The 12,768-nt window shown below is 61.8% G+C and carries 14 protein-coding genes and 1 tRNA gene; 6 read left to right on the top strand and 9 right to left on the bottom strand.

The window, feature by feature from the left end; all coding sequences use genetic code 11:
* The first annotated feature begins 110 nt into the window (after positions 1–110).
* A complete protein-coding gene (gene rplM / locus AC2FNS_RS05150) occupies positions 111–569 on the top strand; it encodes a 50S ribosomal protein L13 (RefSeq protein WP_005983012.1) in 459 nt (152 codons plus the stop codon).
* A gap of 6 nt (positions 570–575) precedes the next feature.
* Positions 576–1,061 (top strand): 30S ribosomal protein S9, encoded by a 486-nt coding sequence (gene rpsI, locus AC2FNS_RS05155; protein WP_149775125.1) that lies wholly within the window; start codon positions 576–578, stop codon positions 1,059–1,061.
* 70 nt (positions 1,062–1,131) lie between these two features.
* Here the strand turns inward: rpsI and AC2FNS_RS05160 are convergent, their stop codons facing one another.
* The 9 genes from AC2FNS_RS05160 to AC2FNS_RS05200 all read right to left on the bottom strand — a co-directional run bounded on the left by AC2FNS_RS05160 (position 1,132) and on the right by AC2FNS_RS05200 (position 9,880).
* Positions 1,132–2,292 (bottom strand): ABC transporter substrate-binding protein, encoded by a 1,161-nt coding sequence (locus AC2FNS_RS05160; protein WP_496711112.1) that lies wholly within the window; start codon positions 2,290–2,292, stop codon positions 1,132–1,134.
* Between the two features lie 31 nt (positions 2,293–2,323).
* Entirely contained in the window at positions 2,324–4,210 is a 1,887-nt protein-coding gene (locus AC2FNS_RS05165) for an AMP-dependent synthetase/ligase (protein ID WP_496711111.1), read from the bottom strand.
* A gap of 5 nt (positions 4,211–4,215) precedes the next feature.
* Entirely contained in the window at positions 4,216–4,989 is a 774-nt protein-coding gene (locus AC2FNS_RS05170; protein WP_170357796.1) for an ABC transporter ATP-binding protein, read from the bottom strand.
* Positions 4,986–5,750, bottom strand: a complete 765-nt coding sequence (locus AC2FNS_RS05175; protein WP_496711110.1) for an ABC transporter ATP-binding protein — start codon at positions 5,748–5,750, stop codon at positions 4,986–4,988. The genes AC2FNS_RS05170 and AC2FNS_RS05175 overlap by 4 nt, the downstream gene beginning before the upstream one ends.
* Positions 5,747–6,844: a branched-chain amino acid ABC transporter permease gene (locus AC2FNS_RS05180; RefSeq protein ID WP_496711109.1), complete on the bottom strand. Its 1,098-nt coding sequence runs from the start codon at positions 6,842–6,844 to the stop codon at positions 5,747–5,749. The genes AC2FNS_RS05175 and AC2FNS_RS05180 overlap by 4 nt, the downstream gene beginning before the upstream one ends.
* Positions 6,845–6,848: 4 nt before the next feature.
* Positions 6,849–7,724 carry a branched-chain amino acid ABC transporter permease gene (locus tag AC2FNS_RS05185; protein WP_170450009.1) on the bottom strand — a complete coding sequence of 292 codons (876 nt, stop codon included), beginning with the start codon at positions 7,722–7,724 and terminating at the stop codon, positions 6,849–6,851.
* 79 nt (positions 7,725–7,803) lie between these two features.
* Positions 7,804–8,832, bottom strand: coding sequence for a zinc-binding dehydrogenase (locus tag AC2FNS_RS05190; protein WP_496797601.1), 1,029 nt, complete (start codon positions 8,830–8,832; stop codon positions 7,804–7,806).
* Between the two features lie 228 nt (positions 8,833–9,060).
* On the bottom strand, positions 9,061–9,579 hold the full coding sequence (locus tag AC2FNS_RS05195; protein ID WP_496682930.1) for a hypothetical protein: 519 nt from the start codon (positions 9,577–9,579) through the stop codon (positions 9,061–9,063).
* Positions 9,580–9,790: 211 nt separating this feature from the next.
* Positions 9,791–9,880 (bottom strand) — tRNA-Ser (locus tag AC2FNS_RS05200).
* A gap of 123 nt (positions 9,881–10,003) precedes the next feature.
* Between AC2FNS_RS05200 and AC2FNS_RS05205 the strand changes: the two genes are divergently transcribed.
* The 4 genes from AC2FNS_RS05205 (at position 10,004) to rpmA (ending at position 12,757) form a co-directional block, all read left to right on the top strand.
* Positions 10,004–10,846, top strand: coding sequence for a DUF2059 domain-containing protein (locus tag AC2FNS_RS05205; protein WP_496797602.1), 843 nt, complete (start codon positions 10,004–10,006; stop codon positions 10,844–10,846).
* Positions 10,846–11,655: a DUF2059 domain-containing protein gene (locus tag AC2FNS_RS05210; RefSeq protein ID WP_496797603.1), complete on the top strand. Its 810-nt coding sequence runs from the start codon at positions 10,846–10,848 to the stop codon at positions 11,653–11,655. The genes AC2FNS_RS05205 and AC2FNS_RS05210 overlap by 1 nt, the downstream gene beginning before the upstream one ends.
* 209 nt (positions 11,656–11,864) lie before the next feature.
* A complete protein-coding gene (locus tag AC2FNS_RS05215; RefSeq protein ID WP_496689267.1) occupies positions 11,865–12,476 on the top strand; it encodes a 50S ribosomal protein L21 in 612 nt (203 codons plus the stop codon).
* Between the two features lie 11 nt (positions 12,477–12,487).
* Positions 12,488–12,757: a 50S ribosomal protein L27 gene (gene rpmA, locus AC2FNS_RS05220; RefSeq protein ID WP_005983052.1), complete on the top strand. Its 270-nt coding sequence runs from the start codon at positions 12,488–12,490 to the stop codon at positions 12,755–12,757.
* Positions 12,758–12,768: the final 11 nt, after the last annotated feature.

Raw genomic sequence — 12,768 nt, forward strand, 5'->3', positions numbered from 1 at the left:
ACACTTCGGCTGCGCTTGACCTGAAGTTTCCTTGCGTCTAGATACCCATCCATCGAATTCGGGCCGCCTCGGCAGGGGCGGTCTTTCACATCAAACAGGATTGTCCTGACATGAAAACCTTCTCTGCAACTCCTGCAGACATCGACAAGAAGTGGATCCTGATCGACGCCGAGGGCGTTGTTCTGGGCCGTCTTGCCTCGATCGTCGCCATGCGCCTGCGTGGCAAGCACAAGCCGTCGTTCACCCCGAACATGGACATGGGCGACAACGTCATCGTCATCAACGCCGACAAGATCCAGATGACCGGAAAGAAGCGCGACGAGCACTTCTACTGGCACACCGGCCATCCGGGTGGCATCAAGTCGCGCACCAAGCAGCAGATCCTGGAAGGCGCGCACCCCGAGCGCGTGGTCTACCAGGCCGTCAAGCGCATGCTGCCGGGCAACCGTCTGTCGCGCAAGCAGATGACCAACCTGCGCATCTATGCCGGTGCCGAGCACCCGCACGAAGCCCAGGCCCCCGAAGTTCTGGATGTCAAATCCATGAACAAGAAAAACACCCGGAGCTAATGACCGATGGCTGATCAGATCAATACTCTCGAAGAGCTGAGCGCCGTCGCAGGCGTTGAAACCGTGGCCGAAGAAACCGTCGTGCGCGAGCCTGTGCGTGACGAGCTGGGTCGCTCCTATGCAACCGGCAAGCGTAAAGACGCTGTTGCCCGCGTTTGGATCAAGCCGGGCTCCGGCAAGGTCACCGTGAACGGCAAAGACCAGGACGTGTATTTCGCACGGCCCGTTCTGCAGCTGATCCTGCGCCAGCCGTTCCAGGTTGCCGGTGTCGAAGGTGAATTCGACGTGGTCGCAACCGTCAAAGGCGGTGGCCTGACCGGTCAGGCCGGTGCGGTCAAGCACGGCATCTCGAAAGCGCTGCAGCTGTACGATCCCAGCCTTCGCGGCGCGCTGAAGGCCGCGGGCTTCCTGACCCGCGACAGCCGCGTCGTGGAACGGAAGAAATACGGCAAGCGCAAAGCCCGCCGTTCATTCCAGTTCTCGAAGCGTTAATCGCTTCCGAGGGCACAAAATGGAAAGGGCTCGCATCCGCGAGCCCTTTTTTCGTGGTCGGAAGTTGGTGTTATTCCTCGTGCATCTTCTTCCACGCCCCGTTTTCCACCACGCTGACATAGACCGTATCGGCGCCCTGATGGTCGTCGGGGCCAAAGGTCATGTGGTTGCCCACCAGATCATCCTGATAATCCAGTGACTCCATCGCAGCGATAAAGCTGTCATGTGTCAGCTCGGGGCCGGCGGCCTCTAGCGCCTTGACCATCATTTCGGCCGCCGCATAGCCCAGCATCGAAAAGCCCACCGGATCTTCGCCGGTGGCGGCCTTGTATTCCTCGATGAAGGCCTTGGGGGCGGGTTCATCCGCGCGGGCCCACAGGTCCTGCCACGAAGCGGCGGCGAAAAAGCCGTCGGTCACGCCACCCGGCACCTGTGCCACCACGGTCAGGAAACTGGCCGAAGTGCCTAGGAACTTCATGTCGGTCAGGCCCATCTTCTTGGCGGTGCCGACCACGGTGATGGCCTGCCGCACGCCCAAGGCGATTGTTACGATGTCGCAACCTTCTTCCTTAAGCTTGCTCAGCGAGCCCACGAAATCGGTTTCGTCAGGTTTATGAGTGGTTTCCGCGGCAAAGGTAATGCCGGCTTCATTGGCGCCTTCCTGGCTGCCTTCAAGGATTTCTTTGCCGAAATCGGTGGGCAGATACATCGTGCAGACCTTGTCGCCGCCGAATTCCTGCGCCAGATATTTCACGCCCGCGCGCGCCTGGTCATAATAGCTGGAAAACGAGGTGAACTTGTTCTTCATCGGTTCCTGCAGCATCTGCCGCGCGGCCGACAAGGGGGCGACATTGGGAATGCCTTTTGGGTCCAGCAGCTTGAACCCGGCCAGATTCATCGGCGTGCCCAGCGATTGCAGCATCGCAAACACCTTGTCGCGGTTCAGTAGCTTGTTGTAGCCCTGCATCGCGCGGGGCATCTGGTATCCGTTGTCCTCGACCACATAGCGGATCTTGCGGCCATGCACGCCGCCATTTGCATTGACCCGGTCGAACACCACGTTCGCGCCCTTGGTGGCCGGAACCCCCACGGCGGCAAAAATGCCGCTGAGGTCATTGACCGAGCCGATGACGATCTCATCGTCGGTCACGCCTTGGGTTTCGGCCCAGCCCATCGAGGCCAGGGCGGACAGGGCGGTTGCTGCCGCCAGCCGTCTGATTGCTTTGGTCATGTGTCTTCCTCCCTTGGGATTGATCCCTGTTCTATTTGTACATGTCTTCAATGAGATGCGCGTGTTTCTTTTCCACCAGGCTGCGTTTCAGCTTCATCGTCGCGGTCAGTTCGTCATCTTCGGCGGTCAGCAGCACGTCGATCAGGCGGAAATCCTTGATCTGTTCGACCCGCGCGAATTCCTTGTTCACCGCGGCAACTTCCGCGCCGATCAGTTCGCGCACTTCGGTGGCGGCGCAGAGCGAGGCGAAGTTTGAGAACGGCACCTTGCGGTCCTGCGCGAATTTTTCGACATTTTCCTGATCGATCATTACCAGCGCCGTCAGGTACTTGCGGCGATCGCCGATGATCACCGCGTCCGAGATGTAATGCGAGAACTTTAGCCGGCTTTCGATCTCGGCCGGGGTGATGTTCTTGCCACCGGCGGTAATGATGATGTCTTTCAGGCGGCCGGTGATGGTGACATAGCCGTCCGCGTCCAGATGCCCCATATCGCCGGTGCGCAGCCAGCCGTCGGCGGTGAAGGTCTCGGCAGTCTTGGCATTGTTGCGCCAGTAGCCCTGGAACACGTTCAGGCCACGGATCTGGATTTCGTCCCCGTCCGAGATGCGCAGATCGATCCCCGGTGCGGGCTTGCCGATGGTGCCGATGCGGTTGGCCTCGGGCGTGTTCAGCGTGGCGATGCCCGAGGTCTCGGTCATGCCGAAGCCCTCGACCAGCGGCACGCCGATGGCCCAGTACCATTTCAGCAGCTCAGGAGAGATCGGGGCCGCACCGGACCCGCCGCGCCGCAGCCGGTCCATCCCCAGCATCCGGCGCAGGTTGCGCAGCACCAGCCGGTCCCACAGCCAGAAATTCGCGGCCACCGCCGGTGGCACCGGTTTGCCCTGCAGGATGTAGTCGGCCCGTTTCATCCCGGCCTTCAGCGCCATTCCAAAGGCGGCGCGCCCGGCCGGGGTGGCCTCTTGGGCCATGATCAGCACCTGCGAATAGATCTTCTCCCACACGCGCGGGACGGCGGTGAAGGTCGAGGGCGACACTTCCTGCAGGTTGGCAAATACCGTCTCGGGGCTTTCGGCGAAATTCACCGTGCATTTCGAGGCCAGCGGGAAATAGATCGAGACGTCGCGTTCAAGTATATGACACAGCGGCAGAAAGCAAAGCTGCTCGTCGGTTTCCAGCGCGGGCAGGCAGCGTGCGCCGCATTCAATCGCGGCCATGATGTTTTCGTTGCTCAGCATCGCGCCCTTGGGCATGCCGGTGGTGCCCGAGGTATAGATCAGCAGCGCCGTATCCTGCGGCGTGGCCAGCGCGATTTCAGCCTCGAAGCGGCCCGGTTCTTCGCGCTCGGCTTCCCGGCCGAGGGCATAAAGATCCTCGATCATCATGCAGCGGGGATGGGTCAGGTCGTGCAGGCCTTCGTCCTCGAGGATGATGACCTTCAACAGGCCGGGCACCTCGTCTTCGATGTCAAGGAATTTGTCCAGCTGCTCTTCGTCCTCGACGATCAGAAAGCGGCTGTCGCTGTCATTGACCAGATATTTCAACTGGCTGGCGGAATCGGTGGTGTAGACGCCCGAGGCGATGCCGCCGACGCATTGGATGCCCAGATCGAACCACGCCCATTCCTTGCGGTCCTCGGACAGGATCGAGACGACCTCGCCGCGCTGCAGCCCCAGCTTGCGCAGCGCCAGCCCGATCCATTTGGCGTGCTGCCAATAGTCGGCCCAGGAATAGGATTTCCAGATGCCCAGATCCTTTTCCCGATGCGCGGTGCGGTCGCCCAGGGCAGCACAGCGTTTCTGGAACAGCTCGGGGATGGTTACGCAGCCATCGACCCGCACGGGGCGCTGGCCGGGGGTGGCGTTGAACTGAACGCCGTTGATGGTGGTCTGCGGGGGCAGGGTGGTCATGTTCATCCGGCTCACCTCCACGTCTTCTTGCGTTTCCAGCGGCGGTTTTCCCGCGCGCCTTCCTCCTGCACGCCCAGATAGAAGTTCTGGATGTCCTCGGAGCGCATCAGCACGTCGGCGGGGCCGTCCATCACGATGCGCCCGACCTCCATGACATAGCCATGATCGGCCAGTTCCAGCGCGGCGTTGGCGTTCTGCTCGACCAGCATCATGGTCATGTTCTGCTCGTCATTCAGGCGTCTGAGGATGCCGAAGATCTCCTGCACCAGCAGCGGCGACAGGCCCAGCGAGGGTTCATCCAGCAGCATGATACGCGGGTTGGCCATCAGGCCGCGGCCGATGGCCAGCATCTGCTGCTGCCCGCCCGACAGGGTGCCGGCCTCTTGGTTGCGGCGTTCCTTCAGGACCGGGAAGTAGGAAAACACCAACTCGCGGTCGCGCTCGATCTGGGCCTTGTCATGCAGGGTATAGGCCCCCAGGCTGAGGTTTTCGTTCACCGTCAGCAGCGGGAACACCTCGCGCCCCTCGGGCACATGCACGATGCCCTTTTGGACGATCTTGTGCGGCTCCAGCCCCTGGATTTCCTCGCCGTCGAAGGTGATCGTTCCCTTTTCCGGGTCCATCACGCCCGAGACGGTCTTCATCAGCGTCGTCTTGCCCGCCCCGTTGGCGCCCAGGATCGAAACGATCTGGCCCGGGCGCACGTCCAGCGACACGCCGCGTATCGCCATGATCGGACCATAGAAGCTTTCGATGTTGCGGATGCTCAGGATCGGTGCGCTCATGAGGCTTTCCCCAGATAGGCTTCGACGACGGCGGGATGCGATTGCACCTGCGCCGGTGTCCCAAGGGCCAGTTTCGCCCCATCGGCCATGGCCAGCACCCGGTCGGACACGCCCGAGACCAGCCCCATGTCATGTTCGACCATCAGCACCGTGATCCCCATCTGCCGCCGGATGTCGTCGATCCACCAACGCATGTCGGTTGTTTCCTCGACCGACAGCCCCGAGGCCGGTTCATCCAGCAGCAGCAGCTTGGGGTCGGTGGCCAGCGCGCGCGCGACCTCGACCACCTTTCGGACGCCGTAGGGAAGCCCGGCGATCATCTTGTCGCGATAGGCCTGCAGGTCGAGGAAATCGATGATCTCTTCGACCTTCTCGCGGTTCTCCATCTCTTGCCGGCGGGCCGAGGGGGTAAAAAACACGTCGGACAACAGATTGGTCCGCCGGTGGCGGTGCCGCCCGACCAGCAGGTTCTGCAACACGGTGGCATGTTCGAACAGCTCGATGTTCTGGAAGGTGCGCGCCACGCCATAGGCGGCCACGCCCGAGGGCTTGACCTGCAGCAGATCGTGCCCGTCGAACCGGATCTGGCCCGCGTATGGGTCGTAGAAGCGCGAGATCAGGTTGAACACCGTGGATTTGCCCGCCCCGTTCGGGCCGACGATGGCAAAGACCTCGCCTTCTTCGACCGAAAAGGACAGGTCGTTAACCGCCGTCAGGCCACCGAATTTCAGGGTGACGTTCTCGAATTCCAGCAGGCTCATCTCAGGCGCTCCGTCTTGAGATAGGATTTCTGCCGCTTGAACATGTCCTTGCGGTAGAAGGGGAACAGCTCGAACCAGGTACGGATTTTCAGCCAGCGACCATAGATGCCCATCGGCTCGAACAGGATGAACCCGATCAGGATCATGCCGAAGATGCCGAATTCCAGCCCCGGAATGGCGACGGTTCCGCCACCGAACAGGGCGCCTGCATATTCCTTGGCGATCGACAGGAACTGCGGCAGAAACCCGATGACGATGGCGCCCAGAAACGCGCCGTGGATCGAGCCCAGCCCGCCGATCACGATCATCATCAGCAGCTGGATCGAGATCACCACGCTGAAGGTTTCGTTGTTGAAGGCCCCGGCATAGAGGCCCATCAGCGCACCCGCCCATCCGGTAACGGCGCAAGACAGGGCGAAGGACACTGTCTTGGTGCGCGCGATGTCGATGCCCATCGCCTGCGCGGACACTTCCGAGTCACGCACCGCGATGAAGCTGCGCCCCAGCGGCGTACGCAGAAGGTTGATATAGCCCAGCGTGACCAGAACCGTGACGGCCAGCACCAGCCAGTAGAACTGCTCGGGCGTGCCCCAACGATCGACCAGATGGCCGAATATTTCGACTCCGCCCATGTACTTGCCCGCCACGCCGCCGGTGATTGGTTCGGCAAGAACGATGAGGTCGTCCATCAGGATCGACAGAGCCAGGGTGAAGATCGCCAGATAGATGCCGTGCAGCCGCAGGGCAGGAATGGCGACCGTGACCCCGGCGATGCCGGTCAGAATGCCGGCCAGCGGAAATGCCACCAGAAACGGCACGCTGGCCTCGATCAGGATCACGTTGGCATAACAGCCAAAGGCCAGAAACGCCGCGTGGCCCAGGCTGGCCTGGCCGGTATGCCCGGTCAGGATCATCAGGCCCAGCCCGGCGATGGCCCAGATCAGAACGTTCGTCAGCTCTCCCAGATAGAACGCGTCCAGCCACCAAGGCGCGGCCATGACTACCGCCAGCAGGATCAGATAGAGCGACAACTGGTATCCGTCCTTCCACGGGCGGATGTCCTGCATGTAGTCGGTTTTGAAAACGATCCTCATGCGCTCAGACCTTCTTGACCCGGACCTGGCTGAACAGGCCGTGCGGACGGAAGATCAGCACCGCCAGCAACAGCGCGTAAGGCGCGATCTGGCTGTAGCCCGCGGCGATGTAGCGGCTGGCGAAGGGTTCGATCACGCCGACGATCAGGCCGCCCGCCAAAGCTCCGGGCAGGCTGCCGAACCCGCCGATGACCGCCGCCGCAAAGGCCTTGATCCCCAGCAGCCCGGTGGTTGGATCGACCGAGCCCTTGGCGGCGAACAGGATCCCCGCGATCCCGGCCACGACACCGGCCAGCCCCCAGATGAAACCCTGCACACGCTTGACCGGCACCCCCATGTAATAGGCCGCCAGCTGGTTCTGCGAGGCGCCTTGCATCGCCAGACCCAGCTTGGTCTTGCTGAAAAACACGTACAGCGCCCAGGTCAGCAGCACGGTCACAACGATGACCGCCACGTCCTCCATCCCCAGAACCAGCCCGCCAAAGCGGACCTCCTTGCCGGCCAGCGGATTTTCCAGCGTCTGCGGCTCGTGGCCCCAGATCAGCCCGGCGACAAAGCGGATCACGAAGCCCAGGGCGATGGTCAGGATGACCACGGCGGTCTGGCTTTCCCCGAACAGGCGGCGGATGATCAGCCGATCCAGCAGATACCCCAGCGCGCCCATGATCCCCAGCGAGATGGGTAGGGCCAGCCAGAAGGGCAGGCCCATATATTCGGTATTGGTCAACCCAATGGTGACGAAGGCGCCCAGCATCATGAAATCGCCCTGGGCGAAGTTCACCGCTTCGGTCGCCTTGTAGATCAGCACGAAGCCAAGCGCGATAAGGCCGTAGACACAGCCATTCGCCAGCCCGCTAATCAGCAGCTGTGCGTTGTCCAAATTCTCCTCCCAATTGCCGGTTGGCCCGGCGTCTTTTGCGCACCCCGGATCTCCTCCAATCTCCGGGGGGCTTATTCTACTATGGCGTGATGATGACCTTCCCGTCACTCTTTTTCATCGCATCGGCCAGGCCCGACACGATGTTCCTTAGCGGCAGGTGCGCGGACACGTCGGTTTTCCAGCGTCCGTCGGCAAACCGGGCTTGCACTTCGGCCACCACGCGCATCTGGTCCTCGGGCGGCGTGGACATCATCCACTGAGTCAGCCAGAACCCTTCGATCCGCTTGCTCATGAAAATCATTTGCCCCATCTGGGTCAGTCGCGGGGCCTCGGTGCTCAGCTTGCCATAGCTGACCCAGCGCGCGCCGTTGGGCATGGCGCAGAAGATCTGCTCGGACAGCTGGTCGCAGACCGCATCCAGAAACACGCGCGGTTTCAGGGTTGCGCTGGTCTGCGCGAATTTCTCGACAACATCGCTGTCGGTGGTCACAAGAACCTCGGCCGCGCCGTGGAATTTCAGCAATTCGACCGCCTCGGCCCGGCGAACCATGGCGATGGGCTTCAGCCCCAGATCACGCCCCAACCCGCACATCAGCTTGCCCAACTGGCTGGTTGCCGCCGATACGACAAAGGACTCTCCGGCCGATTTGGCGATATCGACCATCGCCATCGCAGTCAGCGGGTTCACGATCTGCGCGGCCCCGTCGTCATCCGAAATCTCGGCGCGCAACGGGATGCACATCTGTGCCTGGGTCAGCGCATATTCGGCCCAGGCCCCCGAACCCGAGGCGACGAAAGCCACGCGCTGGCCCATCAGCGCCTCGGCCCCTTTTCCGGTGGCGACCACGTCACCGCACCCCTCGAAGCCAGCCGGGGCGCCCTTGACGCGTGGCTGGCCGTATTCACCCTTGATGAAGTGGATGTCGGACGGGTTCACCGAAGCGGCGCGCAGACGGATCAAAACCTGACCGGGCCCCGCAGCGGGCACCGGGATTTCGACCTCTTCCAGCCAGTCCGAGGCTTGCTCGATCACAGGTCCGGTGGCGGTTTTGGCGTATCCTTCGAATTTCTGCACCACGGCGAACATGGTTTTGGGCAACTCGGTCACTTTGCTCTTCCTCTTGGGTCGTTACCCGATTGTTTGTGGCCCGTCCCAAGCGGGTGGATTGCCCGCACGCTGGGATCAACCAAGGCCCAAGCCGATCAGGGCAGCCTGTTGAAGCCAAGCCAAGCAAATGCGGCCCTGTCCGTCAATCGACCCGTTCCGTTAAGTTACGGAAGCCACTCGGCATGGCCGGACATCCTGGGCCAGGCTGCCGGGCGGCCCAGGTAAACCTCATTGGATCAGCAGGTTGCGTAATTCCTGCAGCTTCAGGGCGGCGGTTTCCGGGGCCGCTTTGATCTCGTCCAGAATGGCAATGACCTTGGCCTGGATGTCCTGGCTCAGCTGACTGTTGCGCACCTCGTCAACCATCTTGTCATAGTCGAACTGATCCGCGGTCAGCATGCCCTCCTGAACCCAAGCGTTGATCAGTTCGCTTCCCTGAGCCGTCAGCGCAGCCACCTGATCGCTGGTCTGATCGGCAAGGTCAGTGGCGGCCTGACCCGCCTGCTCGGCAGTTTCCGAGGCCTGCTCGACGACTGAAGACGCAGCTTCGCTGGCTTGATCTCCAGCTTCCGAAAGTGCTTGCTCTGCGGCTTCGGTCACGGCGGTCGCGGCGTCGCCGATGGCCTCTCCGGCCTGTTGCGCGGCCGATTCAAGTTTCTCGGCCGGAGTGGGTTCGGGTTGGTTCAAATACAAATAGGCGCCGACGCCTAGAACGGCGATGACGGCGACAAGGATCAGGCGGGACATCACGGGTCTCCTCTTTGGATGCATGGTATCGAGATGTGCTCAAACTAGTTGAGTTCAAAGGGGAAAACCCGTGTTTTCCTTCCCCGATCCGCGTTTGAGCCGCCGGGCGCTGATCGGCGCAGTTGGGCCGGCAAGATCACGCCGTCACGGGAAAAAGGCGCGATGAATTCATCCAAGCCGCGTACTGCAATGCGATCATGTATGGTGATAGTGGCGGAGAGACAGGGATTCGAACCCTGGGTGGGCTTGCACCCACAACGGTTTTCGAGACCGCCCCGTTCGACCACTCCGGCACCTCTCCGCGGGGGTCTGTGAGGGGGGGATTTAGTGATGATCGCCGGAGGGTGCAAGCAGAAAATTCGTCAATATCGCATCCGGCCGATTTTCCATTGCCTGAGCGGTGAAATATCCTAGGCTGAAGGCCATGCAATACTCCATTACCTTCGTCGCTCGCATCGCTATTTTCTCGCTGGGTCTGCTGTTTGCGCTTGGGCAGGCGGCGCAGGCCGCAAGCCGAGACCGGATTGAGGCCTTCCTCGAAACCACCGGATTCGACGTGGCGCTGGAGAGCATCGCGCTGGCGTCCGCTTCGGCGCCTCAGATGGTGGGGATCGACCCCGAGGGGTTCGGTTCGCAATGGACACGGTTGTCGGAAGAGGTGTTCGACACCGAAAAGATGCACGAAACCGCTGTGTCCATACTGGAGCAGACGCTTAGCGACGAGGCCCTGACCCATGCGGTCGAGTTCTATGCCTCGGATCTGGGACAGCGACTGGTCGAGGCGGAGAACGCCTCACACATGATCGAGGACGATGACGCCAAGCAGGCCGAGGGTCTCAGGATCGTGGCCGATCTGGTCCGAGAGGGGTCGATGCGGGTCGAGATCCTCAAGCGGATGAACAGGGCGATCGACGCCAGCGAAACGGCGCTGCGGGCGGTCCAGGAAATCCAGGTGCGTTTTCTTCTGGCTGCCAGTGCGGCCGGTGTCATCGATCTGCAACTCGACGCCGACGGCCTGCGCGCGATGATGAAGGCGAACGAGACCCAGATGCGCCAATCAATGCAGCAGTCGGCGTTGGCCAATGCCGCTTATACTTATCAAACCTTCTCGGACGCCGATCTCGAGACCTACACCCGCGCGCTCGAGCATCCGTTGATGCAGCAGGTCTATGAACTGCTCAATGCGGTGCAGTACGAGATCATGGCGAACCGGTTCGAGACGCTGGCCGCGCGGATGGCCGAGCTGCGCCCGGTTCAGGACATCTGATGCGGGTCGTTCTGACCCTGTGGCTGATCTGCGCCGGATGGGCGGCCGCCGCGGCAACGTCCGAGACGGCCGAGCGGTTGGCTGCAGCGCTGCACCTGCGCGAGGTGGCGCAGATCCTCAGCAACGAGGGCGTTCAGCAAGTCGGTGACATCGACGCGGCCATGCTGGAGGGCCGGGGCGGCTCGTATCTGCGGGCTCAGATCGAGGACCTCTATGACCCTGCGTGGATGCATGATCGGCTGATCGAGTCCCTGGCCGCCGGGATGACCGCGACCGAGATCACACAGGCGGCCGTGTTTTTCGAGGGCGAGACCGGCCGGACGGTCGTTCGGCTCGAGAATTCCGCCCGGCGGGCCTTTTCGGAAGAATCGATCCGGCAGGCGGCCTTGGACGCCCTTGCCGGGGCGGATCAGGAGGCCGAGTTCTTTCGCTTGATCGACGAATTTGTCCAGATCAATGATCTAGTGGACCAGAATGTCGCCGGCACCCTCGGCGCGGATTACGCGTTTCTGCGCGGGCTCGCCGACGGGCAGGGCGTGGTCGCGGACAGTGACCAGATGCTGGCGCAACTGCTCGAACAGGCCGGAGAAACCGAGGATGACACGCGCGAATGGCTGTATTCGTTCCTGATGTTGGCCTATGGTCCGCTTGATCCGGCGCAGCTGCGCGAAAACATCGCCTTTTCCCGGACCGAGGCCGGCCGGGCGCTGAACCGCGCGTTGTTTGCGGGGCTTGGCGACATGTACGAGGATCTTTCCTATCAGGTTGGCTTTACGGTGGGGCAGGTTCTGAACGCATCAGATCTTTAGGCGCGGTTTGGTGTTGACTTTGGGCCGGTATGCATGGATAAGCGCGCATCCCGGCCGGAACCTCCGCGCCGGGTCTCGTTATTGCTGGCCGGACGGGTGCGCCCTGATGGTCGTTCATCCGCCCGAAAAGGGCGCGCTGTTCGAGGTGGCTTTGGCCGAAACACCCGTCTGACGGGGACCACAGAACGCGGTAGAAAAAGGAAAGACGCATGTTTGCAGTCCTCAAGACTGGCGGCAAGCAGTACAAGGTTCAGGCGGGCGACGTGCTCCGCGTTGAAAAACTGGCTGCCGACGCAGGTGAAAAAGTCCAATTCAACGACGTTCTGATGCTGGGTGGCGATGCCCCCGTTGTCGGTGCGCCGTTCATCGATGGCGCGGCCGTTCAGGCAGAAGTGATCGAACAGATCAAAGGTGACAAGGTCATCAAATTCGTCAAGCGCCGCCGCAAGCACAGCTCGAAGCGCACCGTTGGCCACCGTCAAAAGCTGACCCTGGTCAAGATCACCGACATCCTGCCCTCGGGCGCGGACAAGTCGGGCGTAAAGGCCGCAACCGGTTCGGCTCCGGCAGGTGAAGTCGCGAAAGCAGCGAAACCCGCCAAAAAAGCCGCTGCCAAGGCAGAAGCCCCGGCCGCTGCTGCCGCTGACGATCTGACCAAGATCACCGGTGTTGGTCCCGCAGCTGCCAAGAAACTGGCCGAGGCCGGTATCGAAAGCTTTGCCGCTCTGGCCGCCTTGTCGGACGAGCAGATTGCTGCTATCGAAACGGTCAAAGTGAAACCCGAATGGGTTGAGCAGGCCAAAGAGCTGGCCAAAGGCTAAGGAGAGAGAGAATGGCACATAAAAAAGCTGGCGGTTCCTCCCGTAACGGCCGCGACTCAGCGGGTCGTCGCCTTGGCGTGAAACTGTATGGTGGCCAGGCTGCCGTTGCAGGCAACATCATCGTGCGTCAGCGCGGCACCAAGTTCTGGCCGGGCGAAGGCGTTGGCATGGGCAAGGATCATACCATCTTTGCAACCGTTGATGGCGCCGTGAAGTTCCACAAGGGACTGAAAAACCGCACCTTCATTTCGGTCCTGCCAGTGGCGGAGGCCGCAGAGTAAGCCGAAACCCA

Source organism: Ruegeria sp. BHSA191, from assembly GCF_059613325.1.

Coding starts and splice junctions, on each gene's coding strand:
- AC2FNS_RS05215 (WP_496689267.1), top strand. CDS start 11,865: ATGTTTGCAGTCCTCAAGACTGGCGGCAAGCAGTACAAGGTTCAGGCG.
- AC2FNS_RS05160 (WP_496711112.1), bottom strand. CDS start 2,292: ATGACCAAAGCAATCAGACGGCTGGCGGCAGCAACCGCCCTGTCCGCC.
- AC2FNS_RS05195 (WP_496682930.1), bottom strand. CDS start 9,579: ATGTCCCGCCTGATCCTTGTCGCCGTCATCGCCGTTCTAGGCGTCGGC.
- rplM (WP_005983012.1), top strand. CDS start 111: ATGAAAACCTTCTCTGCAACTCCTGCAGACATCGACAAGAAGTGGATC.
- AC2FNS_RS05210 (WP_496797603.1), top strand. CDS start 10,846: ATGCGGGTCGTTCTGACCCTGTGGCTGATCTGCGCCGGATGGGCGGCC.
- AC2FNS_RS05165 (WP_496711111.1), bottom strand. CDS start 4,210: ATGAACATGACCACCCTGCCCCCGCAGACCACCATCAACGGCGTTCAG.
- AC2FNS_RS05205 (WP_496797602.1), top strand. CDS start 10,004: ATGCAATACTCCATTACCTTCGTCGCTCGCATCGCTATTTTCTCGCTG.
- AC2FNS_RS05175 (WP_496711110.1), bottom strand. CDS start 5,750: ATGAGCCTGCTGGAATTCGAGAACGTCACCCTGAAATTCGGTGGCCTG.
- rpmA (WP_005983052.1), top strand. CDS start 12,488: ATGGCACATAAAAAAGCTGGCGGTTCCTCCCGTAACGGCCGCGACTCA.
- rpsI (WP_149775125.1), top strand. CDS start 576: ATGGCTGATCAGATCAATACTCTCGAAGAGCTGAGCGCCGTCGCAGGC.
- AC2FNS_RS05170 (WP_170357796.1), bottom strand. CDS start 4,989: ATGAGCGCACCGATCCTGAGCATCCGCAACATCGAAAGCTTCTATGGT.
- AC2FNS_RS05180 (WP_496711109.1), bottom strand. CDS start 6,844: ATGAGGATCGTTTTCAAAACCGACTACATGCAGGACATCCGCCCGTGG.